The organism is Paenibacillus nitricinens (assembly GCF_052056485.1).
Classification (GTDB): Bacteria; Bacillota; Bacilli; order Paenibacillales; family Paenibacillaceae; genus Paenibacillus_AQ; species Paenibacillus_AQ nitricinens.
Genome location: NZ_CP183948.1, coordinates 2,326,959 through 2,352,919, shown reverse-complemented (window position 1 = coordinate 2,352,919; position 25,961 = coordinate 2,326,959). Strand labels below are relative to the sequence as shown.

The window sequence follows — 25,961 nt, the reverse complement described above, 5'->3', positions numbered from 1 at the left end:
TCATAGCAATAGATGGCATCTACCTTTTCTTCCAAAATAGAGTCTAGCACTGAACCTAAAAAAATGACTCCTAGAATCCCACTCTGTCGCCATCTTTAGCGCCTCCACGCTTAACTCAACGCCGAAAGTCTTAAACTCTTCTGAGAATACCTTCGTATTTCGTCCATATCCTGAACCTGGGACTAGAACTGACTTCACATTATGCTGCCGAAAAATATTCCTTGCTGCCTGAGCTGTAGGACTCGGCTCACTCCCCCAGATCATGCCTTCTTGCGCAAATCTTCGACTCCAATATTCGGACATAGATTTTCTTCCACTCCTCACACTAGCTTCCCAGCACCCTATACCAATACTGATAAATCTCCTTAAAGCCCAGTTTGTCATACAAGGCTGAAGCTCCAGCATTAGCTTGTACCACTTGCAGGAAAGAGGTCTTAGCTCCCCGTGACTTCCCCCAGTGAAGCAAGGCCAGCAATAATTGCTCTGCCATCCCTTGTCTACGGTATTCCGCAGCAGTGACAATATCATACAGACCCATGTATCCGTTCTGAATCACGCCAAGACCACAAGCGGTAGGAATATCATTGTTGAACAATATGACATAACCCTGCTTCAAATGCGAGGCGGACAACATTCTGGTTAAGGTTCCCCGGTTCTTATCGGACAGCTCGGTAAGCTCACTGAATACGTTTAGCCACGCTTCAGTCAAGTTCTCCTGCACCTGAACCGTATAACGTAAATCAGGGGTCGCTAAGTCCTCCAGATCAAGCAATCTTACTGATGAAGGCTCCGCTATGCTGTAACCACGATCGGCTAGCTTCTCATCAAGGCTTGCAGGCTGGATGTAGGGAGTTATTTTAAAGACTGGCTTTAGTCCAGCCTGTTCATAATACTGCTCCGCAAGCTTGATCTGATCGCCTAAATCAGCCGTGCAGTGCCCTGCCCCATATAACGGATTGACCGAATTGGCCCGTTTTGTATAACCTGCTGCAGTACGTAGAATCCATCCCTTCAGAAGCACGCTCTGCTCTGCCGGCCAAGTATTCAGTGTGATTTCTTCTATGAATTTATACAGTTCAACCCTCTCCCTTCGAGGCACGTTTGTTGCGCATCGCAAGCAACAGCTTTACAGTAGTTACCTCTCCTTGGGAGGTGTAGAAGTCGTATTCGGGCGATTCTTTACCGTAAAGAGCTATCTTTCCTTCACTGTTAAAATGAACTCCCCAGCCAAACCGCTTCGCCAGCAATGACGCCCGCAGGCAAGGGTGGTTTCTGGAAAATAGCTCGTTCCATATTTCCTCCTTACGAGTCACTCGATCTTCTAGAGGGATTTGTTTATGACGCACATGAACCTCATAAAGAAGTTCTTCATGGTTGTATTGGTAAGGTTCATTCATAAGCAGTTCATATTGAATCACATGTGCAGGCGGGAGCGTTCGGCAAGACATCGGAGGTACTCCGGTCTCCTCTGGACAATCCTCTGCTACACGAATAAAAGTATCGGTATAGCTCATTTGCATCGCCTCCATACGGAATAGAAATATATTCCTTATATGATAAATCATCATCCTATGCTAAGCATAGCCGAATTTTCTGAAGTCCATGAAATTGAAGCAACTAAAACAACAAAAACGGCCAATCTTCTAAATGATGAAGGGTTGACCGTTCTCTTAGTGTTCTCTGATTAGCAAAGCTTACTTCTACCAGCTCGACTTTGTGATCCCGGGAATTTGACCTTTATGCGCCAATTCACGGAATACAATCCGGGAAACATTAAACTTCCGTAAATATCCCCGCGGCCTTCCGGATACTTGACATCTATTTTTTTGACGAGTTGGGGAGGAATCACACGGCAGCTTTTGCAAGGCCATATAGTCTCCTTTTTCTTTTAGTTCTTTTCTTTTAGCTGCATATTTTTCCACTAGCTCCTGTCTCTTCAATTCTTTCACAATTTTTGATTTCTTGGCCATTGTGGTTCTCCTTCCACTTCTGAATGTTCTACTCGTTTAATGCACTCTTCAAGGCTTCCAGGTTCTGACGCATGATCCCCAAATAATCCAGGCTCTGACTACGATCCTCTTCTGTTAAGCCTTCAATCGGGTTTAGAACGGCTGTTTTGGCACCAATCTCCTTAGCGATAGTATCAGCCACACCTGAGGATACAAGCGTCTCGAAGAAAATCGTCTTCACCTCATGCTCTTTTGCAAACTCCACAATTTTGCTCATATTCGCTGCAGAAGGTTCCTGCTCCGGTGATAATCCGGCAATCGGGACCTGAGTTAATCCATACTGCTTGGCGAGGTAACCGAAAGCCGCATGCTGGGTGATGAAATCCTTACGTTTAGTTTCCTTAAGTTCATCCTTAAACGCTTGATCCAGCTGCTCCAGCTTAGCTACATAAGCATCTGCATTCGCCTTGAAAGCTTTTGCATTATCAGGCGCAGCCGCAGATAAAGCCGCTTCAATGTTACGCACTTCTTGAATAGCAAGCACTGGACTGAGCCACACATGAGGGTCTAATCCACCATGGTCATGATCATGCGAATGCTCTTCATGGGCATGTTCGCCTTCTTCGTGAGCATGTTCGCCTTCTTCGTGAGCATGTTCGCCTTCTTCATGAGCATGTTCCGCTTCTTCCTCTTCTGTCCCTTCCATAATGTCCAAGCCCTTGCTGGCCTCTACCGTGATTAATGATTTTCTGGATACACTTTCCAGTACTTGATCCACCCAGCCTTCCATTCCAGCGCCGTTATAGATCAGCATATCCGCATCTGAGATTTCAGCCATATCCTGAGCGGTTGGTTCCCAATCATGCGGCTCAATTCCAGCTGGAATGAGTGCTTCTACTTCTGCCAGATCACCTGCCACATTTTTCGTAAACTCGTAAATCGGATAAAAACTGACTTTAATATTTAATTTCGAGGCTTCTGGAAGTGCAGTAACTTCTGCGGCTCCAGAGGCATTCGCGGCTTTCGAAGCAGTAGAATTAACTGCATTATTGTTACCGCAGCCTGCGGCAAAAAGTAAGGTGGATAGAGACAAAATAGCTAGATGATGGATTCTAAATTTCATTGAGAGATGTAGCTCCTTTTCTGGAAATAGATTTTTGAATGTGACGACGATTTTTAAGCCTGATCAGCTTCTGTACCAAGATTGCAATTAACAAAAAAGATAGCAAGATAAGCGCAATTGTCCCACCCGGCGGTGTATTGATGTAATAAGAGGCACTGAGTCCACTAAACACACCAAGCAGTCCTACGCTAATCGAGATCCATATAGCTGTCGCAAAACCTGACGCGATACGCAAAGCGATCGATGCTGGCAAAACAATAAGTGCTGAAACCAACAAAACCCCAACAACTGGCATCGCAGCCGCTACCGTCATCCCAGTGAGTACCGCAAACGAAAAGGATAACCAGCCTACATGAACTCCACTGATAGTAGCGGTTTCTTCATCAAAGGTCAGATTATACAGAGATCTGCGAAAAACAATAAAATAGAGCAGGCCGATTACAGCTACGAGAGCAATAATCATCAATTGGGTATCGCTGACCGCAACAATGGAACCAAACAGGTAGGAGCTGAAGCTTTTACTCAAATTCTGCTTTAAGCTCATAAGCACAACTGCCAACGCCAGTCCAGAGGTCATAATAATAGCTACCGGAAGCTCGCTGTATGTACGATAGGAACGTCGAAGCTGTTCGATAACAATACCGCCAAGAATCGCAACCATGAAACCACTTAATGCTGGATTAAGCTGCAGGATCGAACCTAGGGCTACTCCTGCAAGTGATACATGAGAGAGGGTATCTGCCATGAGCACCTGACGGCGAAGCATGAGATATACCCCGAGCAGTGGACCGATAATGCCAATTAACCCACCGGCCCAAAATGCACGTTGCATGAATTCGTAACTAAACATTGCCATCCTTCGTCCTCCTTTCGTTCCAAGCTGATCACCGTATCAAGATAGGAACTGGTCTCTTCCAGAGCATGTGTCACCATGATTACCGTTCGACCGTGTTCACTGACATCGTGGCGCATTAGCTTATAGAACCCTATGCGGCTGTCCAGATCCATTCCTGTAGTGGGTTCGTCCAGAACCAATATCTGCGGCTGCTGTGCCAAGGCACGGGCGATACAGATCCTCTGCTTTTGACCGCCTGACAGCTCTCCTATCCTCCGGTCTCGCAAATGCCACATATCCACCTGCCTTAAACTTCGCTCAACGATTTCGTCCTGCTCCGGTGTGAACCGTCTAAATAACCCCAGCCTTGGGTAACAACCTGAGCGAACCAGTTCAATCACCTTGCTTGGGAACCCCGCGTTAAAAGAAGCTACCTGCTGTGGTACGTACCCGATAACCAGCTTCCCGTTATCCGACAGCGCTTTATTCAAATGTACCGTTCCACTCCATGGACGGAGCAGGCCGAGCATAAGCTTCAACAGGGTGGTCTTGGCAGCCCCATTAGGTCCTGTTATCCCAATAAACTGTCCGGTATGAATCTCTAGTGAAATGTTATCAAGTACAGGTTCATCCCCATACCCGAACACTACATTTCGCATGGATGATAGGATCATATGCCTCGCCTCCCTTCTGACTGATTATGTCTGCCTTGCTTTCAAATCGTAAGTTTTACGATTAACAAAATTGATAATATCGTAATCATTACGATTTGTAAACCCAAATCCAGAAATTAATCGTAATAGTAACTATTATTTACTTGAGCATATAGCAAAAACCGGAATTCCAGCCTGCTGGATCCCGGTTTTTCATCTCTAACTCCCTATAGTTCTACTCTTCAGCGGCTGCTAGAAGCTCCTCAACAGGCCATGGTAATGGATTGTTAAACTTGGCCCAATCCAGCTTCAGTTCTTCGGCTGTCAGCAGACATCTGTCCAATCTGGCTTCGAGCTGAGCTTGATCCATGTTTACACCGATAAATACAATTTCATTAATTCTATCACCCCACTGCTCGTCCCATTTCGCCCGCAGCTCAGGTTCCTCTTCCAGTACCTCCAGCTGTTGCTCTTTAGGCATTGTAGCCAGCCAGTAACCGGCAGGTCCGAACTGAATCGAAGGTCCTGCCTGACTTAAAGTAGCTGCAAGATCCCCTTTGGCCGCTACCCATACTACTCCTTTTGATCGAACAACCTCTTCCGGCCAGTTGCTAAAGAAAAAACTTAATCTTTGCGGATGGAAAGGTGTTCTCTGACGATAGACAAAAGAGGATATCCCATATTCCTCTGTCTCAGGGGTATGCGACTCCTTATTCAGCTCCGCAACCCAGCCCGAAGACAAGCTTGTTTTGTCAAAATCAAACAATCCAGTATTCAGAATCTCCTTCGGATCGACTACACCGTTAACCGTGCGGATAAGCTTGGCCATTGGCTGCAGTTTACGGAGCACAGCTTCAAGCTTGTTGAGTTCATCTTCTTGCAGCAGATCACACTTATTCAGCAGCAGCACATCACAGGTTTCAATCTGATCAATCAGCAGATCTACAATATCGCGGAAATCTCCCTCACCAGCCGTTTGATTACGATCTATTAGACTATCCCCAGAGGAGAAGTCATGCCAGAAACGCCCAGCATCCACTACCGTCACCAGCGTATCCAATTGAGCAAGTGAAGTTAAATCGATATCTAGCTCGGGATTCGCGTAGGTAAAGGTCTGGGCTACGGGTACCGGCTCACTAATGCCAGAGGATTCAATCAGGATGTAATCAAATCGTCCCTCAGCAGTTAGCTTTTGCACTTCAATAATCAAATCATCCCGAAGTGTACAGCAAATACATCCATTAGACATTTCAACCAGCTTCTCTTCGGTTCTGGACAGCGTATTTCCCGACTTCACCAGATTTGCATCCACATTCACTTCACTCATGTCATTTACTATAACGGCCACTTTAAGCCCGTCACGGTTATGCAAAATATGATTCAGCAGCGTTGTCTTCCCAGAGCCTAAGTAGCCACTGAGCACAGTAACCGGGATTTTTTTCATTCAGAACACTCCTATCATTGATTAGCATTTATGTTTGGCATTTATAGCACTTACCGGGTTTCGCGGTGTAATGTAACTCTTTTGAGTCGTGGGCAATATTTCTTCATTTCCATACGTTCTGGGTGATTTCGCTTATTCTTCGTAGTGGTATAGTTGCGATCTCCTGTCTCGGTGCATGCTAAAGTAATGGTTACTCTCATGGGTTCCATCTCCTTTTTAGTTAAATCGTAATAATTACGATTAACACATCGTACACGGTTTATTCACACTCTGTCAACTATCGTCTTGTAAATATTTCAACTCTCTTAACTTTGTGGTCTTTCTGGCGGACAACTCACGTATAGATGGAATTATAAAAATATGATTCTTGTATTTCCAAGAGAATCAGGCAGGAGTGGAGATCATGAAGATACCAGTAATTATTTTGAGCGGGTTTCTGGGGAGCGGGAAGACAACTCTGCTATTGTCCCTGCTGAAAGAGAGCAAGGTAAGAGGTCTGAACCCTGGCGTAGTTATGAATGAGCTGGGAAAGAGAGATGTTGATGGGTATATTCTGCAGGAGCATACGGGTACAACCGTGACTAAGCTACTGGACGGATGTGTATGCTGTAGCCGTAAAGAGGATTTGGCAGACAGCCTGCTGGTACTGTTAAGAGGACGGCCTGATGCTATTTATATCGAGCTTACTGGCGTCGCGAACCCTGAAGAAATTTCCAAAACATTACAAGAAGCCGCTCTACAGGAAAGGGTCGAATTACATTTTACGATCACCTTATTGGATGCAGAGAACGCCTTGGAATATAACAGCAGACTCTCTTCTGACAAACAGCTGGTTCGTACCCTTCGCAAGCAGCTGTCCTCCGCTGATCTCATTGTCGTTAATAAGAGCGATCTTGTAGAGCCAGAAACCTTATGGCGAATTGAAAAGGGTGTCCGAAAACAAAATTCAGAGGCTGAAATCGTTTATACCCATTACAGCGAAATCAACCTTTCACCGATATTATCAGGAATCACCCCACGTAAAATCATCGCTCCCGCGCCACAACGTGCACCTCAAACCTTTAAAGGCGCAACACTTAAACAAATGAATTCAGAACAGGGAGCCACAGCAGTAAAAGAACGGCAAGAGGAGTCCCATGCCTCTTTTTCCCAAGTGACCGCCATCACGCTAACCATTCCGCAAGCAGGGACTACAATGCCTTCCAAAGAACGGCTAGAGGCTTTCTTTCAAGAATGGGGTGACAATCTGCTCCGTGCCAAAGGACATATCCTTTTGTCCGAACAGGAACCGGTTCAACTTGTCCAATATGCGGGAATGCGTACAAGCTGGGAGGCGTCACGTTACCCCGGAATGCCTTATGTAGTATTCATCGGGATAAATTTAGATGAGGAACTGCTGGCAGATCGGTGGTCCACCTTATTCGAGCCTTGACTACCCTTTCCCCTTTAAAAATACTGCCGCTGCTTCTACCGATCTCATTCCTGATTATCATTGGTTTTATATGGGTGCCTAATCAACTGGAGCTACTAGATAACGCGTACATTGACACGTTCAAAACCGGCTTTATCGGGATTTTGCTAGAAGCCTTGCCGTTTGTGTTAGCAGGAGCTTTATTATCCTCGCTGCTTCGTGTCTTTATCCCGGATGAAATGATCTCCCGGTGGATTCCGAAGCAGGCGTTTCTGGCTATTTTATTCGCTTGCCTGCTCGGAATTATATTCCCAGTATGCGAATGTGGAATGATCCCGCTTGTCCGCCGACTTATCCATAAGGGTATGCCTGTCTATGTCGCGATTGTGTTCATCTTATCCGGACCCATCCTAAACCCAGTCGTCTATGGAGCAACACTGACTGCCTTTCGCAACCACTCAGAACTGGCCTATGCCCGGATGGGTCTAGCTTTTATAGTCGCCTGTATTATAGGCTTGATTATCTATGCAACGGTGAAAAAGTCCCCTATACGCCTCAGCGTTCAGCGCGAAACCGATAACACTCATCATAATAATTCTCGTGGAGGAAAGTTAGCCGCCGTCTTCGTGCATACGTCGGATGAGTTTTTTGAGATGGGAAAATACTTAATCATTGGCTGCCTATTGACCGCTGGCATTCAGACGTTTATGGTTCAGGACAGTTTGGCTGCGATCGGAGATAAGCCGCTCGGGTCTTATTTTTTCATGATGGGACTGGCATTTGTGCTTTCGCTCTGTTCCACCTCAGATGCCTTTGTAGCTTCCACCTTTGTACATTCTTTTCCAGCAGGAGCACTGCTCGCTTTTATGGTATTTGGGCCAATGCTAGATTTCAAAAATTCATTGATGTTACTTTCGCTGTTTAAGACCAAATTTGCTCTTTATTTGTTCTTTCTTATCTTTTCGAGCGTATTTATTGGAGCCGTACTCATGTCCTTATGGCTGTGATCATAAAGGTGACAAGCAGATGCTTACCGCATTGTTAGGAGGAAGCGTATGAATGACTCTCGAAGCATCCGATTTCACTATTTGTTAAGGGCGGTCATTCTGCTCGCCTTTGCTCTCTATATTGGGCAACTAGTGCAGCAGGACGCTTTGCATTATTATGTAGCGCCTAAGCTAGCACGCTGGGTTCAGTTATGTCCGATTCCTCTGACACTTATGGCGCTCAGCTTGGCTATTCAAGCCTTATTTGGTAAGGGAAGTGTGCTATGTGACTGCGAGCACCGCCTCCCTCATTCCATATTTAAAAGTACAGCGCTTTATGGATTATTCCTCTTTCCACTGTTGCTTGGATTTGTACTTCCTGATCGTGCCTTGGGAAGTATGGCCGCTAGTAAAAAGGGGATTTCGTTCTCCTCATTACCATCAGAGTCTACCAATGCTGTTAGATTCGAATCGATTGATCCTTATCATGAGGAGCTCACTGAGCTAGCTAAGATTCTATATGCGCAGCCTACTATCCCTGTGTATTCTGATATTTTTTCTGAAACACTAGGTGCTATTGACATGTATAAACAACAATTTGAAGGCAAAGAAATTTCCGTTTCCGGTTTTCTGTATCGCGATGATAGTGAAACGCCAGAGAATGCATTTGCCATTGGCAGATTTCTGGTTCAGTGCTGTACCGCCGATGCTACTCCATTTGGGATGCTGGTTGATTCCGGCAAATTAAAAAGCTTGCCCACCGATACCTGGATAGAGGTTCGGGGCAAGCTTCAAGTTGTGCAATACAAGGGCCAAGAAATGATGCAAATACACGCAGAAGCAATTACACCTATTGCGCAACCAACAACACCCTACATTTACACGAGTGCTGACTCCATAACGGCATGGAAAGCTTTGCAGAATACGGCCAAACCTACTAAATAATTGCGTCCAGCTCATCCTCATCATTCACTCGGTTAGGGTTAAATACTTCAACCATAATACGGGCGGGTATACATATGATTTGTTGCTTTGGCCTAGAAATAAACCCCATTTCTAAAGCGATTCGCAAAGGAGCGTCAGAATATGTCATTTGGATCCCGTAATCAAATACCTTTAAGGTATTGTGACCAAACTCCGATTGAATATCTATAATTTGCTCTTCTTTAGTCAAAGAAACGGTCTTGTATTCCTTACCATCGACCGTAATTATAGCTTTCAAATCTCCTTGCTGATACTGTTCATTACGGGTGTCCCACCACTTGATTCCGTAGATCAAACCTGCTGCGAATAGAGCTAAAAAAATGATTACAAAATCGCCACGCTTCATCTTTAACAAGGTACGGATCCTTTCATCGACAATATATTCGTAATGATTACGATTACAAATATATTAATCTTACGCCCTTTTGTCAATGACACTCCTCATCCTTAACGAATCCGAGTAGACCAATCTTTTAATACCCTATCAAGCTCCTTTATAGAGATAGGCTTGGAGATGAAATCCTGCATTCCTGCACTCAGACACATATCTTTATCTTCATTTCTGGCAAACGCTGTGGCCGCAATAATAACAGGAGACAGCCCGAGCTTCTCACGTATGATTCCTGTTGCTTCTATCCCATCCATAACTGGCATCTGAATATCCATAAAGACGAGATCATAATCCTTGGACAGCACAGCTCGAACTGCTTCCTCGCCATTTGATGCAATGTCAGGGAAGTATCCCCTCTTTTTCATATAAGCCAGCATCAGTTGCTGATTCACAGGATGATCTTCAGCGATGAGAATAGACATCGGTCCATATTCTCCAGTATCAGATGCTTTGGCGTTAGGTTTATTGCTTTTGTCTGCATCCACTGAAGGGTGGAGCATTACCTTCTGATTCCATTCCTCTTTGGGCAAAGAGACCTCCACGGTGAAAAAGAACTCTGAGCCATGTTTCTCACAACTCCTTACACCAATCGCTCCTCCAAGCAGCTCCACCAGCTTTTTACTAATGGCCAGTCCCAGTCCTGTTCCGCCATATTTACGATTAATGGAAGGATGCAATTGCGAGAACGATTGAAACAACAACCCTTGACTGGCAACTGGAATTCCCAAACCCGTATCTTTAACCATGAACTTAACGATAATATTTCCTGACTTTTGAGAAGCCTCCAGACTGGCAGAAATACTAATTTCACCTGTCTCCGTAAATTTCACCGCATTTCCCACTAAGTTCACGAGAATTTGGCGCAATCTCGCCTCATCCGTCACAACGACAAATGGAAGATCAGGTGCAATATTGATAGTCAGTAACAACCCTTTCTCTTTGACCTTCGGATAGAATAGCTCACTAACGTTCTGAATCACTTCACGTAAATCCACCATTTGCAGTTCAAGTGTCATCATACCTGCTTCAATTTTGCTGAAATCCAGCACTTCATTCAAAATATGAAGCAATGCTTCTCCACTACTGTTAATGATTTGTGTGTAGTAGCTTTGCTCTTCATCCAGCTCTGTACCTGAGAGCAAGTCTGCCATTCCTATAATACCGTTCATAGGTGTACGCAGCTCATGGCTCATGATCGCTAGAAACTCCGACTTCGCCCGATCCGCTTCCTCTGCAGACTCCTTCGCTCGCACAATCTCCTTCTCTTCTGTGATATCCCGGAAAACCACTACAGCTCCGATCCGCTCTTCTCCATCAAAAAGAGGAGTCATGTGATATCTGACTAAAAAGCTGGAACCATCTTGCCTCCAAAACACGCCCTCTTTCTCATCAAAAGAGCGATTATTGAAGTGCGAGGGAATCAGCGTCTTCTGGATGCCCAAGAATGGCTCATTATCCAGCCAAGTCTGATGAATCGTATGGAATTTGCTGTTCAACCATTCCGTTGGATCGTATCCTAGCATAGTAATCGCCGCTGGGTTGATGAACATCGTATCCCCTTCGAGATTCATACCAAATATGCCTTCAGATACTGAATTCAGTATTAGAGCATGCTCGTTACTTAACTTCTCTATTTCTTCAAAATGCCGCGCCCGTTCCGCAATGTCCCGGGTTACACACACCAGCTCTTGTCCTCCAAATGTCTCCGAGTAGATGTAGCGAAGTGTTGTCTCCGTCCAAATATATGTTCCATCTTTGCAAAGAAACCGAAAGGTCACAGGCTCGAGCTTCTTGCCTTCCATACAATTGCTAAGATAGGTTACTACCTTCTCCTTGTCCTCAGGATGTATGTAATCTATTCCTCTGGTTTCGTACATTTCTTCCGGTGTATAACCGAACATTGTCTGGCAAATCGGTGATGCATACAGATAGGTGAGGTGTCCGTCTGCTGTATTTCGTGAAATAAAATCCATTGAATTTTCCGACAGAAGTCGGTAATTCTGCTCACTATCACGCATCTGTTCCTCCATTCGATGACGTTCAGTCACATCCTGGGCAATCCCGCTGATCTGTAGCACTCTTCCTTCTTCATCCTTAAGCACTTCCCAGTGTACATCCAAAAACTTCAAAATCCCATCCGCACTTTTAATCCGAACCATAGCTTCGCCATTCGTCACATTTGCAAAGGATTGACGCACTAGCTTTTCAAGTCTTGTAAAATCAGCTGGATCAATACAGGAAAGAACATGCCTGTAATCAAAATAGGAATGAATACTCTCATCTAACGAAAAGCCGAAAATGTTACGCATTTCTCTAGAAACCGTCAACCGCGCTTTTGTCGCATCCCATTCCCAAGATCCCATTTTCGCAAGATATTGGGCTTTCGCCAGCATATCCTCATATTTCTTACGCTGTGTAATATCGCGGCCGATGGTTAATATCTGCTTGATTTGCCCCTGCTCATCACGTACCACCTGTGAACTGCTCTCGATCCACAAATAATGTCCGTCCTTATGCCGGGCTCTACGTGTATACACATCCGTATCCGAATAGAGTTTTCCGTGTTTGGTCATCTCTAAGGCATCATCTACGTGATAATAATCAGGTCTTTTCGTGCCTATCATTTCATCTGCAGGATATCCCAGCAACAGCTCCACTGAAGGAGACACGTATTGCAACGTACCGTCAGGTTCGCCAAAAGAAATCATATCCGGTGTATTTTTTGTGATCAAATTATATAAATGTTGATCTTCCTGAATCTTATCTTCGGCAAGTCTTCGGTCTGTGATATCCGTTAGTTCTGAAATCATGACAAGAGGTTCACTAGAATTCTCCTGAAGAATCAGAAATATATGTTGTGCTACCCAGATCATCTCGCCATCCTTACACAGGAACCGTCTTTCTAATTCCATCGCGGACCCAGGATCTGCTAAGAGATTGTTCAGGATAACGTAATGATCATCATCGATTTTATCGTCTGGATAAATAAGATCTAAATAATGCATATTCAAAAGCTCTTCTTCAGAATAACCGAGCATATGGCAAAGCGCCGGGTTGGATTGAATCAAGGTTCCTTCCTTGGGAGAGACTACTGCAACCCCTATAGAAGACCGTAAGTATAGTTGCTTAAAAAGAAATTCAGACACCTGAGTAGCCTCCTCTTTTGAGATGGGGACAAACTTTATTACAATCTCGTAATCTATTCCAGTATACCTTTTTTTCGGTAATTAAGCTTGATAGCTGAGTCCTAAATGATAGGTTGGTATAAATCAAAGAGATTGCGTGTTATCCTCACAGACAAAAAATAAACAGCAAGTCCCCAACACTCGGGGAGCTTGCTGTTAGTACATAGCACAACTTAAAATAACTATTCTCTTATTAAATTCTCTTGTTGAAGCTTCTTAATTTTCTTACGGATAGGTGCACCGGCTCTTAAAAAAACAAGTCCCAAAAGGATTAAAAGCCCGCCTAGAACAACGTTTATTAAACTAATGCTGCTGGATGAATTGAAATAATTCGTTACCCCAATGAGAATGTTGGCTAAACCAACAATGAACTCTAACCACATAACAGAATTCCATAGCGTGTTAATTCGCTTAAAGTGTTTTATTTTGGATTCCAGATCCGTGTAAATATCAAACGAACCTTCGGATGACTTCTTCCTAAGATAAATCCAGCGAACATAGCTGCTAACACTCTCTACTCCATTTTCTTCTAAAAACTTGAGGTATGCTACGCTTTCCGGATGAGTAGGCACATTATCTAAAAGTTCAATTCTATACGTATACTCATTCTTAGGCGAGTCAGTAAACACATATTTACACCAGGAGTAGCTTGAAAGGGCAAACCCTTTGGCAGACATTTCATTAAGCCACTGTTCTTCCTTCTCAAAATCCCAAAACAGCTTGCGAACCACATGCTTCATTTCGACTCACCTCCAGCTATTCTCTTCCCATTAGCAATCAGCTCTTCCAACCGGATAAGCTCCCCCTGAATCACTGTCTTCCCTAATTCAGTAATTTCGTATTCCTTTCTTCGGGAGCCTTCTTCCCCTTCTATAGCTCTTATCCAGTTTTTCTCAAGCAAGGTGTTAATAGCTCCATATAAAGTGCCCGCTCCAAGATCCACTCGACCATGACTTAAATCCTTCACATTCTGCATAATTGCGTATCCGTGCATTGCGGTGTATAAAGACAATAAAATGTAAAATACAGCTTCTGTTAAGGCTCCTCTTTCTGAGCTTTCAGGCATGATTCCATCTCCATTCTATTACTGTTAGCGATATATCGGTTACCGTAATAACATTATTACGGTAACCGATATAATTGTCAATACAAAATACCTATAATATCTTCTCTATATTGTGCTCCGAAGCATAGCTACAGTAAGAATTGGACCACCATCACTTTCTTCAGAAATAAAAAATAGGCTTATACAACTGCCCAAGAGCAATTGTATAAGCCTATTTGATGATGCGGTCGAGAGGACTCGAACCTCCACGATATTGCTACCACACGGACCTGAACCGTGCGCGTCTGCCAATTCCGCCACGACCGCACATTATGTACACCAATGAAATAATCACTGTACATAAGACTATACATTTTTTTCGGATAAATAGCAACTTATTTTTAAATTGTTGTACAGATGAATCCAACAACAACGATATAACCGATTTAACATATTCAAATCCCCATAGGCATAACCAATCACAGTTATTCAGTTTATATATTTCACTTATAAGAGGCTGGTATGATACAACATAATTAAAGAATGTGCTACATCAGAAATATCACTGTAATTCCAAACCAGAAAGGACGAGTACGTATGAACCACCAGTGGAATACCGGAATCTATGATGCTGATATGGCCTTTGTATCTCAGTTTGGAGAATCCTTAATTGAGCTGCTTCGCCCCCAGCCTGGTGAACAGATTATGGATTGGGGCTGTGGAACTGGCGATTTGGCAGCAGCCATCGCGGCTAGAGGTGCAATTATAACAGGAATTGATGCCTCGGACGAAATGATTCAGACTGCCCGTGAAAAACATCCCCAGCTAAACTTCATCTTAGCAGATGGGCAAAACTATGTCGCGGAACAGCCAGTCGATGCCGTGTTCAGCAACGCTGCCCTACACTGGTTGACCGACGCGAACGGTGCAGCTGCTTCTATCGCAGCTAGCCTGCGTACAGGTGGACGTTTTGTCGCTGAGTTCGGTGGGCTTGGCAATATCGCTTCCATCGTCACTGAAGTTCCCAATGCTTTTGCCGCTATTGGGTGTAGTGATAAACTCCAGCTACCTTGGTACTTCCCAAGCATCGGGCAATATGCATCACTATTGGAACAGCATGGACTGACAGTAGACCTCGCTCTTTGTTTCGACCGTCCAACCCCGCTAGAGGCTGGAGAGCAAGGGTTCCAGCGCTGGTTGAACACTTTTGCTAATGGAATCTTAAGTGTCCTCACCCCCTCTGAACGAGAGGAAGTCCTCACTTACATGGAACAGAAACTGAAGCCCACGTTATTTCAAGCTAACCGTTGGGTGATGGATTATCGAAGAATCCGTGTGTTAGCTTACAAACGGGTCTAATTCTGAGGGGAGTTTCTTCCTATGCTACAAAAAAAAGAGTGTACCGGTGCAGTGTCGCACCCATACACTCTTTATTAATTACAATAGATGTTACCTTTTATCTCCAATATATCGATCACTACCAGCACCAAGTCCGACAACCAGCAGCAATACGCTTGCACAAAGCAATAAAACTAGCGGCATTGTCCAGCTATTCGTAACATCATGCAGCCATCCAAATAATGCCGGACCCATTGCAGCAAGCACATAGCCCACGGATTGCGCCATACCCGACAGTTCCGCGGCTTCTTGAGTGCTTCTAGTCCGTAGACTGAAGAACATCATCACAAGGCCGAAGGCGAATCCTCCGGCAATCCCAAAGCATATCGCCCAGACTGCCATTAAAGCACTGCTACCCAGCCAAATTCCACCTATTCCTATGAAATACAAAATAGCCGTGATGATTACCAGAATACGTTGGTTCTTCATCCGACCTGCCCACAACGGCACGAAGAAAGTAAACGGCAACTGCGCCATTTGCATCAGCGATAGTAACCAGCCTGCATGGCTTGATGACATTCCTCGCTCACCAAGGAGAACAGAAAACCAAGCTATAAAGACATAATAGAGCAGTGACTGTAGTCCCATAAAAATCGTTACTTTCCACGCAAGCGAAGAACGCCACATATTCCCACTGGAGACCGAGCCCTTAGCCCCAGTCCCTTGATCAAGCTTACGCATTTGCGGAATCCAGAACAAAGTTGCCAGTGCAGCGATCATAAACCAAATTGCCAAAGTCCCTCTCCAGCCAAATCCAGCATTACTGGCTAGCGGTACACTAATTCCTGAAGCGATGGCTGCACATAAATTCATAGAGACCGTATAGACACCTGTCATTAATCCAATTTTGTGGGGAAACTTCCCTTTAATAAGCCCTGGAAGCAGTACATTACACACTGCAATAGAAAGCCCGAGTATCGCCGTACCTGTGAACAACAATCCCGTTCCAGATCCAGACCGAATTAGAATCCCCATAGCAAGCATAACCATGGCAATCAATAACACATTAGCCATCCCGAAACGGCGGGCTAGCTTTGGAGCAAACGGGGACAAGATCGCAAAAGCCAACAATGGTAAAGTGGTAATAGCTCCTGTTAAAGTATTCGATAAGCCTAGATCATCCTGAATCATTTGTACCAGTGGACCAACGGAGGTGAAGGGCGCTCTAAGTGCCGCTGCGATAAACACAATCCCCAACACTAGCAGCCAGCGATCATATTTGGTGTCCGTTAAACCTCTATTCTGAATGTTTCCTTCTCGTTGCGATGCTTTCATCATGTATCCTCCTAAATTACAACAAGCATAAACGCCCTTGACATCCCTGTAAGGACGGTGAGCGATTACGCCAGAAATATAAAAATGTTTATTACATGGCATTAAGACCTATCATCCACTATTATTATAAAAGTTACAAGCCTTAAGTAATTTCATAACCCTATTATTGACAAAATCGAATGACATCTTTAGTATCCATATAATCAAGACAATTGAGAATCAATTTCATTCGATCCCTACATATTCCTATAGAAAAGAGTGAACAGAATGCTTCGAAGGTTTTTTTCCTACTATCGTCCGTATAAAAAACTATTTATATTGGACTTCTCCTGCGCTGTTTTTGCAGGTCTGCTAGAACTAGCTTTTCCGGTAGCTGTCAATAAATTTATTGATGATTTGCTCCCCGGTCAAGATTGGCCGCTGATACTCATTGCTTGTGTCGCGCTTCTAGCTATTTACGCCTTGAATACGGTAATGCAATATATCGTTACTTACTGGGGCCACATGCTTGGTATTAACATCGAGACCGATATGCGTAAAAAAATGTTCAATCACATCCAGAAACTATCCTTCCGATTTTTTGATAATAATAAAACAGGTCACCTAATCGGACGTATCACCAACGACCTAAATGATATCGGCGAGGTGGCGCACCATGGTCCTGAGGATGTATTCATTGCCATCATGACACTCGTCGGAGCTTTTATCCTGATGGCTGATATTAACCTGAAGCTGGCGATTATTACTTTTATTATCGTTCCAATTATGGCTTGGGTGATCATCTACTTCGGACGCAACATGACTTCCACCTACCGCCAGCTATTTGGGAATGTAGGTAGTTTCAATGCCCGTATCGAAGATAATGTGGGCGGAATCCGGGTTGTGCAATCTTTTGCCAATGAGCAGCATGAACAAGCGCTATTCGCCGTAGATAATCAAATGTTCCGTAAAACTAAGCTTCTTGCTTATAAAACCATGGCCAAAAGCTTATCCGTCAGCTATATGATGACCCGCCTCATTACGATCCTTGTGATGATCAGCGGTGCTTGGTTCTTCATCAATGGCGAACTTCAAATCGGTGAGTTTGTGGCATTTATTCTGTTGTCCAATATCTTTTTCCGTCCGATCGAGAAGATCAATGCCGTTATCGAGAGTTATCCTAAAGGAATTGCCGGCTTTAAACGTTATCTAGAAATTATTGATACGGAGCCGGATATCAGCGATAAGCCGGATGCCGTAGAGGTAAGCACTTTACAGGGTGATATTACCTTCCAGAATGTCTTTTTCGGTTACGACGAGGACCGTCCGGTTCTACAAAATATCAGCCTGAAAGTGAAGGCTGGCGAAACGATTGCCTTTGTCGGGCCTTCTGGTGCAGGAAAAACAACCATTTGTAGCCTGCTTCCTCGTTTCTATGATGTCACTGGCGGGGCTATCACCATAGATGGCATCGATATCCGTGACATGAAGCTAGAGTCGTTACGTAAGCAGATCGGGATCGTGCAGCAGGATGTATTCCTGTTCTCCGGTACGATTCGTGAGAATATCGCCTACGGAAAGCTGGATGCGAAGCTGCCTGAAATCTGGGAAGCTGCCCGGCGTGCCCATCTGGAGGATCTCATTCAGAATCTACCCGAGGGCATGGATACAGTGATCGGAGAGCGCGGTGTGAAGCTGTCCGGTGGACAGAAGCAACGCCTAGCGATCGCCCGCATGTTCCTGAAGAATCCGCCGATCCTGATTCTGGATGAAGCTACTTCCGCACTGGATACAGAAACGGAAGCAGCGATTCAGCAATCGCTGGCGGATCTGTCCGTGGGTAGAACCACACTCGTCATCGCCCACCGATTGACGACGATTAAGAATGCCGACCGGATCATGGTCGTGAACGAAGAAGGCATTGCCGAGCAAGGCCGCCATGAAGAGTTAGTCCATGCCGGCGGCATATACAGCCGGCTGCATCAGGCGCAGTATAACGCCTAAGGACGTTATCTAGAGCTTCTGAAGAATGATTGATTCAGCTGCTGGGATTTTCAAAAAAAGCAAGCCTAGTCCCACGTCATTGGCGACTAGGCTTGCTTTTTCGTGCTTCTCATCTATTTCCTGCATGAGGGCTAAATTGGTGAGTTAGGGAGTATTGGAGTTAGGAGTATTGGAGTTTAAGAGTAATAGGGAGTTATAGGGAGTTAGGGAGTTAGGGAGTTATGGCCTTTTGGATTCGTGGGAATGAAAATTAGGGAATTCCTCTCCAATTTCATCGATATTACGGTCCTGATTTCAACAATTAGGGAATTCCTCCCCTTAAATTCACCTAATTAGCTCATTACAGTGGATTTCAGGCGATTTTCAGGGAGAAATTCCCTATAAAGCTTAAAATCCAGCGAAAATCCGCAATTTTTAGGGAGGATTTCCCTAAAATCAAAGACAACACAATCTAAACACTCGCTCAAACACAAACTATTTTCATCTGCGCCCAATTCGATAATTAATCCTCCCAAAACTAAGTTTTTTTAGGATAGAGCCTCACCGTTGCGTTTAGGGTATCAAACGACCAAACTCATCCGTCCCTAGCATAAATAGAAACTTTTCAATGGTTTTGAAGGACGAAAAGTGAATCTCGTATTTCCATTCTTTATGTACAGATGTTAATCAATTACTGGTTTTTCCTTCGATAATATCATTATTAACATTAAAAATATTAAAATAGAATTCTCAAGCTGGGTAAAGTACTGATAACTAACCATGTAATATTGTACCTTAGCTTCCTCGTCTTTAAAGCCATCATGCAAGACATATATGTAAGAAATATTGATGCTGAATACATTAAGAACATCTGCCTTACTATTTCTTCATCCCAATCTTCAGTTTTCAGCTTCAAAAGATAGATAGTTATAAAATGCAAAAAAACAACAAATAGAACTTGCAGAATTGCTTTATTCCTAGTGTTCTTAAATTCACCTTTCACTCTACCACCTCTTTATTTAATAACAGTTCTGATTACCGATAGATTAATCCTCTATTTTAAATCTTTTAAAAAAATAAGGAGCCGTGTAATAAACACGACTCCCTCTTAGTATAAACCGCATCAAAGGCGGCATATGTGACATGATCAGCGATAGACCGCAATCCACCGTTTATTTCTTCGCAATATGCACTTTAAGCTGCTTGCCCTTTACGGTCGTCTCTCTCATCGCTTGCAGTACCATAGCACCCTTACCGTTCAAAATATCCACATATGTCACATTGTCCTGAATCGAGATAATGCCGATATCTTCGGCGGACATCCCCTCAAGCTTCGCGATAGTTCCTACAAAGTCCACGGCTCTTAGCTTCTTTTTCTTGCCGCCGTTGAAGTACAGCTTCATGATCTCTTTGTTCAAGCTTTCGCTTTTGTCCTTCTTGCGGACAGGCTGCTTGTTAATCTTCTGCTCAAACGCTTCCTTCGCGTAAGCAACGGCATCATTTGAAGGAGCTTTCATAGTTGGGATGCTGAAGCCTATATAACCTTCAATGTCCTTCACCCACTTTTGCTCATTTGGAGTGACAAAAGTGATCGCTTTACCCGTCTTACCTGCACGAGCGGTTCTGCCTGTACGATGTACATAGCTTTCTTTTTCCAGCGGAATATCGTAATTAATCACGTGGGTGATGTTCTCGATATCAATTCCTCTAGCCGCCACATCTGTAGCGATTAGATAACGGAACTGCCCTCTTTTAAAAGCGTTCATGACCTCAAAGCGCTCGTCCTGCTCCATTCCCCCGTGGATCTTATCACAGGGATATTCCAGATCAGCCAGCCCTCTAAATACCGCATTCACCTGTTCTTGTGTGCGGCAAAAGATAATACAGCTGTCCGGATTCTCCACCGTAATAATATCGCTCAGTAGCGAGAACTTGGCAGCTTGTCTCACTTCGATCAATGCATGCTCAATTGTAGCGGTTGTAATTCCACTTGCTTGTATCTCAATTTCCACCGGATCGCTCATATATTTCCGGCACAAATTCTTAATCACTTCCGGTAATGTAGCGGAGAAAACACAAGTCACTCGTTCTTTTGGCAGCTGCTTAATGATCTTTTCGATCTGCTCAATGAACCCCATGCTCAGCATTTCGTCTGCTTCATCGATGATCAAATACTTGATCCGATTTAGCGGAAGCGTACCTCTTTCAATATGGTCGAACACACGTCCAGGCGTACCTACGACAACATGTGTTTTTTGAGTAAGCTCAATTTTTTGTGGAGCAAAGGGCTGCTTACCGAAAAGAGCCACAGCCTTAACCCGTTTAAATCGTCCAATGTTGGTGATATCCTCTTTCACTTGCATGGCAAGCTCCCGAGTAGGCGTTAGAATCAAAGCCTGCGGCTTATTCTCCACCCAATCCACCAAATCACAGACCGGGATTCCGTAAGCTGCCGTCTTTCCACTACCCGTTTGCGATTTAACGATCAGATCCTTTTGCTGAAGAGCTACAGGGATCACTTTACTTTGAACTTCTGTTGGCGTCTCATATTTCAGAACATCCAGCGCTTTAATAATGTCTTCGTTTAACTCATAATCTCTAAATTGCAATTCACTCATCGTTCAACCTCTTCTATGCCGATTGTTCTGGTTAAAGCGGAAACTCCGCGATCCTTCATCTTGTGCATACTTATCATTATAACAGCTATTGGCTCCCTTGATTCCATTCCTTATAGAACTGGTCCAGATAATTAAGCATAAAATCATGCCGTTCTTCTGCTAACTTGCGTCCATAGGTTGTATTCATCAGGAATTTTAATTTTAATAACTTTTCATAAAAATGATTGATAGCTGTTCCTTTGCTGTAATCCCTGTACTCCTTTTGAAGCGATTTATCTCTTGGAGACACTTCCGGATCATAAGCCGGACGACCTTTCGCCCCTGAGAAAATAAAGGTTCTGGCAATCCCAATGGCCCCAAGTGCATCAAGTCGATCGGCATCTTGGACGACTTGGCCTTCAAGAGTCTGCATCGGTTCTCCCCCGCCACCGCTAAAGGACATCGTCTCAATAATCATCATAATATGATTAATTTGTTCCTCATTTGTAAGATATGAAGAAAGCCAAGTACGTACTTTATGCAAACCTTCTTCTTTAGACGGATTAAGCTTCTCGTCAGCAACATCATGCAGCAAGGCGGCCATCGTGCAGACAAATACATCTGCGCTCTCGATCTTGGCAATTTCAGCGGCGGTGTTGCGCACTCTGTCGGAATGCCACCAGTCATGACCCGTAGTATCTTGTCCCAGTTGTTCTTTAACAAAATCTTCGGTCCGAGCTATAATTAAAGATTTATCCATCGTAGAAAAACTCCCTTTCCGTAAGGAATATCGAAGCCTTATTATAGCTGATAACTTATCCATTCGCCCACTAGAAATTGAACCTAATATAAATTCTTACTTGCATGACTCGGAATGATCCGCTATAATCGGCAGTATCAAATTTTCGAAGGGAATTGGTTCTGGTGAATACAAATACAATCATGCTGAATCAACTTCATTATTATCACAAACAGCGTTAGCATTCCTGAATTTTTTCAGGGAGGCTAACGCTACTCGCGTTGGCCTCCCTGCGGCATAGATACGCGCAGGACCAAGAGGTCCTGCGCGTTTTTTATTTTCTAAACTATGCCAATTCAAAGGAGCTACTAATGATGCAAAACATTAAAGGAACTTATGACTACTTCGGTAAAGAGCAAGCGCTCAGAAAGAACATTCAAAAAACGCTGCAGGATTTGTTCGAACTCTATGATTTTGAATCTATGGACACCACATTATTAAACGAACTGGAATTATTAACCTCGAAATATGCAGGTGGAGATGAAATTCTCAAGGAAATGTACCAACTCTCGGATCAAGGCAACCGCAAGCTAGGGTTACGCTATGATCTGACGATTCCTTTTGCTAAAGTGATCGCATTAAATCCAGGGATAGAGTTCCCCTTCAAAAGGTATGAGATCGGAAAAGTGTTCCGAGATGGACCCGTAAAACGCGGACGTCTGCGTGAATTCCTACAATGTGATGTCGATGTGGTCGGCATTTCCGGCCCTGAGGCTGAAGCTGAGCTAATGCAACTGGCTACCGAAGCTTTCCGCAAGCTGGACATTCCTATCATCCTAAAATGGAACAATCGACGTTTTCTCGGTGAGATTCTAGCATCCATCGGCGTACCTGCAGAAGCGCAACTTTCCGTTATGCTCACCCTTGATAAACTTGAGAAAATCAACATTAATGGAGTGGAGAACGAGTTAATTGGCAAGGGGCTAGAATCTGCAACCATCGCAGCGATTCTTGCGCTTATCGAAATGGACAATCCAAGCTTTGAGCAGTTATGCGACAAATACAATCTTACAACACAACCGGGTGCGTCAGAGGTTCTCGTCCTACAAAATCTAATCCACAACATTGGACTACAAGATACTTGCCGCTTCGATCCTTTCTTATCACGAGGTCTTTCATTCTACACAGGAACAGTTTACGAGATCTTTGATGCATCGGGTTCCTTTCCCTCAAGCTTGGGTGGTGGAGGCAGATATGACGCGATTATCGGACAGCTAGTGGGCAGAGAGGATATTGAATATCCTACGGTTGGGTTGTCTTTTGGTATGGAGTCAATCATGGCGCTCCTGGCAGAACGACCTACCCAAGAAAATAGTGCAGCTAATGTTATGGTCATTCCCATTGGTGAGACACTACCACAAGCTTTGATTGCAGCGGCTGAGCTGCGTGCTTGTTCTATAAGAACCACTCTCGTATCTGGTAAAAGAAAATTAAAAAAGCAACTCGCCACAGCCTCATCCAAAAACATCCGTTACGTTATACTGATCGGCGAAAGCGAAGCAAGTGATGATAAGGTGCGTTTGAAGGATATGGCGGAACAAACAGAGGTTATCGTTCCGCTGGATGAAGCTATTTACCTCATCACTGGCTAAGCTGGTATTCACTTTAAAAAGATCTCATAAAAAAAAGACCCCGCCGACGGCCGGCGGGGTAAAGTTTATATTTAAGGGAGGTTATATATGTACTATAACCTTGCAAGCTTAATATTTTATGAATGACGGATAAAGATTCCCTTAATCCTTCTTAGATCTTAAACCGATCTACCAGCGCCTGTAGCTCCTTGGCACTTTGGGTATTCTCGTCAGCCACCGTAACTTCATGGAATGTCTTCTCAACGATATCAGCCGTCTTCACCGCAATATCCTGAATCCCAATAGCCCCCTCATTTACTGTAGCAGCCACTTCATTGACCGCTATAGAAATACTAGATACCGCCATACTTAGATGATCGGCCGCGGTCTCGAATTGATTCATCAGCAAATTCACTGTAGTAGCATCTCTGTTATATTGCTGACTTACCTCCGTTAACCGCTCATAATCTCCAAGAACATTCTGGTCAATAAAAGCAAGTAACGCCTCTGAATTTTCCTTCATTAGTTCAACAGAAGCATATACACCTGAAACGACCCCTTGAATCCCAGCCGCAGTCTCTGACGATTTCTCAGCCAACTTGCGGATTTCACCAGCTACAACAGCAAAACCTCTACCCGCCTCACCTGCTCTAGCCGCTTCAATCGCTGCATTCAAAGCAAGCAGATTAGTCTGACTAGTAATCGATAGAATCGTATCCGCCAGTACATTAATCTCCGAGATCGCATTCGACTGTTCAATTGCTTTTTCCATATCGATACGAACAGATTCATACACTCGCTTCGCATTATCCGTAGACTCTAACGCCTCATCTTGTAACTCCATCGCCCGCTCACTGATCTGTTTGGAAACTTCCGCGCCTTCCTTTACATTAATGGAGATCTCGGATACATTAACATCAATTTCAGTAATCGCTGCCGTCATCTCTTGTGTTGAAGCTGCTGTCTCTTCCATCCCTGCCGAAAGCTGCTGTGTTGTTGCCGAATTGTCATGAGCATTCTCCCGCACATCTATAGACAGCTTTTCAAGAGTCTCCGCATTATCAAGCACCTTGGTCGAGATCGTGATTAGACTACTCGCCATATCACGAAGAATAACCCGTGTTCGGAGCATCGCAATGGCTATCGTACCTGTTTCATCTTTGTTTTTCGTCAGATACTCGTACTGGGAGTCATACGTCAAATTCAGCTCTGCCGTTCTATTTATCAAATCTGTCAGTTTAGTAATCGGTGAAGAGATTTTTTGGGCAAAATATAAAGCAATCAACAATGCAATAATCAAACTTCCTGCACCCAGCAACAGATTAAAGCTTCTCATCTCGTTCACTGGTTTTACAATTTCATCTAAATTTGCGGTTAGCCCAAGCAACCAGTGGGTCTCAGGCATAACGGTGTAGGCTGATTTTTTATCCACATCATTATATGTATAGCTAAGTAGGCTATCTTCTACTTTTTCACCAGATTTCACACGCTTCACCACAGCCATGATCTGATCATTGGCAACAGGCTGTCCTACTTGCTTCTTATCCGGATGGTATAGTGTATTCCCATTCTCATCGAGAAGATAAGCATACGAAGTCGTTGTATTTACTACTTTTGCATCTGCTAAATACTTAATCATACTATCTGCAGAAACCGCTGAAGCAACATATCCAATCATCTTCCCGTTACTCTTAACCGGATGCACAAAAGCCACCACATAAGCCCCAGTAGATTTTGATTTTAGCGTTTCGCTAATGACCGGCGCCGCGGTATCCATAACTTTTTTCGTATAATTTCTTTCACTAAAATCCGTACCTATAAGCTTAATGTCACTATCAGCCACAGCGATGCCTTTCATATCACTGACAAAAGCATGTTCAAGGTTCCCAGCATCCTTCACAATTCCCTGAAGGCTGATATTCACCTCATTCTGTAGCTCACTCCCCTTGGCGACTCCACCATTCCCTGCTTGGAGTAATAATTCGACAATTTCCGACCTTCCGGCAATAAGCTCAATACTTCTCTGCTCCTTCGAAATCATAGACGATATGGTCTGAGCTTTATTCGTATTGACCTGCTTCATAGAATTCTCAGTAAGGCTCACAATTGCCTGAGTTGACCTTAAATATGTAAAAACCCCCATTACAGCAATACATAATAGGGTCACACCTATCATCATAAGTGATAGTTTAAGACGAATCTTCATTTTTCCTCATCCTTCCGACTACTGTTCATTAGAGAACAATGCAATTGTAAATAATACAACTACTATCGGATATGATGATTAATTAGTGAATATTGATGAAGCGAAAATACGGAAAATATCAAAAAATGTCGAATTTTTGCATATAAA

At 43.9% G+C, this 25,961-nt stretch carries 23 protein-coding genes and 1 tRNA gene; 6 read left to right on the top strand and 18 right to left on the bottom strand.

Annotated features, from left to right (window positions below; translation table 11 throughout):
- The 9 genes from ACN6KS_RS10120 to rpmG form a co-directional block, all read right to left on the bottom strand.
- On the bottom strand, positions 1–303 hold the full coding sequence (locus ACN6KS_RS10120) for a hypothetical protein (protein WP_440962467.1): 303 nt from the start codon (positions 301–303) through the stop codon (positions 1–3).
- A gap of 22 nt (positions 304–325) precedes the next feature.
- Complete coding sequence (locus ACN6KS_RS10115) at positions 326–1,099, bottom strand: GNAT family N-acetyltransferase (protein WP_440961941.1); 774 nt, start codon at positions 1,097–1,099, stop codon at positions 326–328.
- Positions 1,077–1,514, bottom strand: coding sequence for a DUF6157 family protein (locus tag ACN6KS_RS10110; RefSeq protein ID WP_440961940.1), 438 nt, complete (start codon positions 1,512–1,514; stop codon positions 1,077–1,079). The genes ACN6KS_RS10115 and ACN6KS_RS10110 overlap by 23 nt, the downstream gene beginning before the upstream one ends.
- 186 nt (positions 1,515–1,700) lie before the next feature.
- Positions 1,701–1,970 (bottom strand): 30S ribosomal protein S14, encoded by a 270-nt coding sequence (gene rpsN / locus ACN6KS_RS10105; RefSeq protein WP_440961939.1) that lies wholly within the window; start codon positions 1,968–1,970, stop codon positions 1,701–1,703.
- Positions 1,971–1,998: 28 nt separating this feature from the next.
- Positions 1,999–3,072 (bottom strand): metal ABC transporter substrate-binding protein, encoded by a 1,074-nt coding sequence (locus ACN6KS_RS10100; RefSeq protein WP_440961938.1) that lies wholly within the window; start codon positions 3,070–3,072, stop codon positions 1,999–2,001.
- Complete coding sequence (locus tag ACN6KS_RS10095) at positions 3,062–3,928, bottom strand: metal ABC transporter permease (protein ID WP_094874655.1); 867 nt, start codon at positions 3,926–3,928, stop codon at positions 3,062–3,064. The genes ACN6KS_RS10100 and ACN6KS_RS10095 overlap by 11 nt, the downstream gene beginning before the upstream one ends.
- Complete coding sequence (locus tag ACN6KS_RS10090) at positions 3,874–4,581, bottom strand: metal ABC transporter ATP-binding protein (protein ID WP_094874654.1); 708 nt, start codon at positions 4,579–4,581, stop codon at positions 3,874–3,876. Before ACN6KS_RS10090 ends, ACN6KS_RS10095 begins: the two co-directional genes overlap by 55 nt.
- A gap of 214 nt (positions 4,582–4,795) precedes the next feature.
- Entirely contained in the window at positions 4,796–6,004 is a 1,209-nt protein-coding gene (locus ACN6KS_RS10085; RefSeq protein ID WP_094876166.1) for a GTP-binding protein, read from the bottom strand.
- 50 nt (positions 6,005–6,054) lie between these two features.
- Positions 6,055–6,204: a 50S ribosomal protein L33 gene (gene rpmG, locus ACN6KS_RS10080; RefSeq protein WP_094874652.1), complete on the bottom strand. Its 150-nt coding sequence runs from the start codon at positions 6,202–6,204 to the stop codon at positions 6,055–6,057.
- 203 nt (positions 6,205–6,407) lie between these two features.
- Here rpmG and ACN6KS_RS10075 point away from each other — a divergent pair, with 203 nt between their 5' ends.
- The 3 genes from ACN6KS_RS10075 (at position 6,408) to ACN6KS_RS10065 (ending at position 9,346) form a co-directional block, all read left to right on the top strand.
- Positions 6,408–7,436 carry a CobW family GTP-binding protein gene (locus ACN6KS_RS10075; RefSeq protein ID WP_440961937.1) on the top strand — a complete coding sequence of 343 codons (1,029 nt, stop codon included), beginning with the start codon at positions 6,408–6,410 and terminating at the stop codon, positions 7,434–7,436.
- Positions 7,437–7,504: 68 nt separating this feature from the next.
- Positions 7,505–8,422 (top strand): permease, encoded by a 918-nt coding sequence (locus tag ACN6KS_RS10070; protein ID WP_373455812.1) that lies wholly within the window; start codon positions 7,505–7,507, stop codon positions 8,420–8,422.
- Between the two features lie 48 nt (positions 8,423–8,470).
- Positions 8,471–9,346: a TIGR03943 family putative permease subunit gene (locus tag ACN6KS_RS10065; protein ID WP_094874649.1), complete on the top strand. Its 876-nt coding sequence runs from the start codon at positions 8,471–8,473 to the stop codon at positions 9,344–9,346.
- Here the strand turns inward: ACN6KS_RS10065 and ACN6KS_RS10060 are convergent.
- From ACN6KS_RS10060 to ACN6KS_RS10040, 5 genes are all read right to left on the bottom strand, one after another.
- Positions 9,339–9,731 (bottom strand): NusG domain II-containing protein, encoded by a 393-nt coding sequence (locus ACN6KS_RS10060; RefSeq protein ID WP_440962386.1) that lies wholly within the window; start codon positions 9,729–9,731, stop codon positions 9,339–9,341. The genes ACN6KS_RS10065 and ACN6KS_RS10060 overlap by 8 nt on opposite strands.
- A gap of 101 nt (positions 9,732–9,832) precedes the next feature.
- Complete coding sequence (locus ACN6KS_RS10055; protein WP_440961936.1) at positions 9,833–12,922, bottom strand: PAS domain S-box protein; 3,090 nt, start codon at positions 12,920–12,922, stop codon at positions 9,833–9,835.
- 221 nt (positions 12,923–13,143) lie between these two features.
- A complete protein-coding gene (locus tag ACN6KS_RS10050; protein ID WP_094874646.1) occupies positions 13,144–13,701 on the bottom strand; it encodes a DUF2812 domain-containing protein in 558 nt (185 codons plus the stop codon).
- Positions 13,698–14,027 carry a PadR family transcriptional regulator gene (locus tag ACN6KS_RS10045; protein WP_094874645.1) on the bottom strand — a complete coding sequence of 110 codons (330 nt, stop codon included), beginning with the start codon at positions 14,025–14,027 and terminating at the stop codon, positions 13,698–13,700. The genes ACN6KS_RS10050 and ACN6KS_RS10045 overlap by 4 nt, the downstream gene beginning before the upstream one ends.
- Before the next feature lie 222 nt (positions 14,028–14,249).
- A tRNA-Leu gene (locus ACN6KS_RS10040) sits at positions 14,250–14,333 on the bottom strand.
- A gap of 270 nt (positions 14,334–14,603) precedes the next feature.
- Between ACN6KS_RS10040 and ACN6KS_RS10035 the strand changes: the two genes are divergently transcribed.
- Positions 14,604–15,365, top strand: coding sequence for a methyltransferase domain-containing protein (locus tag ACN6KS_RS10035; protein WP_440961935.1), 762 nt, complete (start codon positions 14,604–14,606; stop codon positions 15,363–15,365).
- A gap of 90 nt (positions 15,366–15,455) precedes the next feature.
- Here ACN6KS_RS10035 and ACN6KS_RS10030 read toward each other — a convergent pair whose 3' ends face one another.
- On the bottom strand, positions 15,456–16,679 hold the full coding sequence (locus ACN6KS_RS10030) for a CynX/NimT family MFS transporter (protein ID WP_094873349.1): 1,224 nt from the start codon (positions 16,677–16,679) through the stop codon (positions 15,456–15,458).
- Positions 16,680–16,946: 267 nt separating this feature from the next.
- Between ACN6KS_RS10030 and ACN6KS_RS10025 the strand changes: the two genes are divergently transcribed.
- A complete protein-coding gene (locus ACN6KS_RS10025) occupies positions 16,947–18,662 on the top strand; it encodes an ABC transporter ATP-binding protein (protein WP_440961934.1) in 1,716 nt (571 codons plus the stop codon).
- A gap of 1,151 nt (positions 18,663–19,813) precedes the next feature.
- Here the strand turns inward: ACN6KS_RS10025 and ACN6KS_RS10020 are convergent.
- Together ACN6KS_RS10020 and ACN6KS_RS10015 are read right to left on the bottom strand one after the other, a co-directional pair.
- A complete protein-coding gene (locus ACN6KS_RS10020) occupies positions 19,814–21,259 on the bottom strand; it encodes a DEAD/DEAH box helicase (RefSeq protein ID WP_440961933.1) in 1,446 nt (481 codons plus the stop codon).
- Positions 21,260–21,344: 85 nt separating this feature from the next.
- A complete protein-coding gene (locus ACN6KS_RS10015; protein ID WP_094878869.1) occupies positions 21,345–21,998 on the bottom strand; it encodes an HD domain-containing protein in 654 nt (217 codons plus the stop codon).
- 350 nt (positions 21,999–22,348) lie between these two features.
- Between ACN6KS_RS10015 and ACN6KS_RS10010 the strand changes: the two genes are divergently transcribed.
- Positions 22,349–23,629, top strand: a complete 1,281-nt coding sequence (locus ACN6KS_RS10010) for a histidine--tRNA ligase (protein WP_440961932.1) — start codon at positions 22,349–22,351, stop codon at positions 23,627–23,629.
- 151 nt (positions 23,630–23,780) lie between these two features.
- Here the strand turns inward: ACN6KS_RS10010 and ACN6KS_RS10005 are convergent, their stop codons facing one another.
- Positions 23,781–25,814, bottom strand: a complete 2,034-nt coding sequence (locus ACN6KS_RS10005; protein ID WP_094873359.1) for a methyl-accepting chemotaxis protein — start codon at positions 25,812–25,814, stop codon at positions 23,781–23,783.
- Positions 25,815–25,961 lie beyond the last annotated feature (147 nt).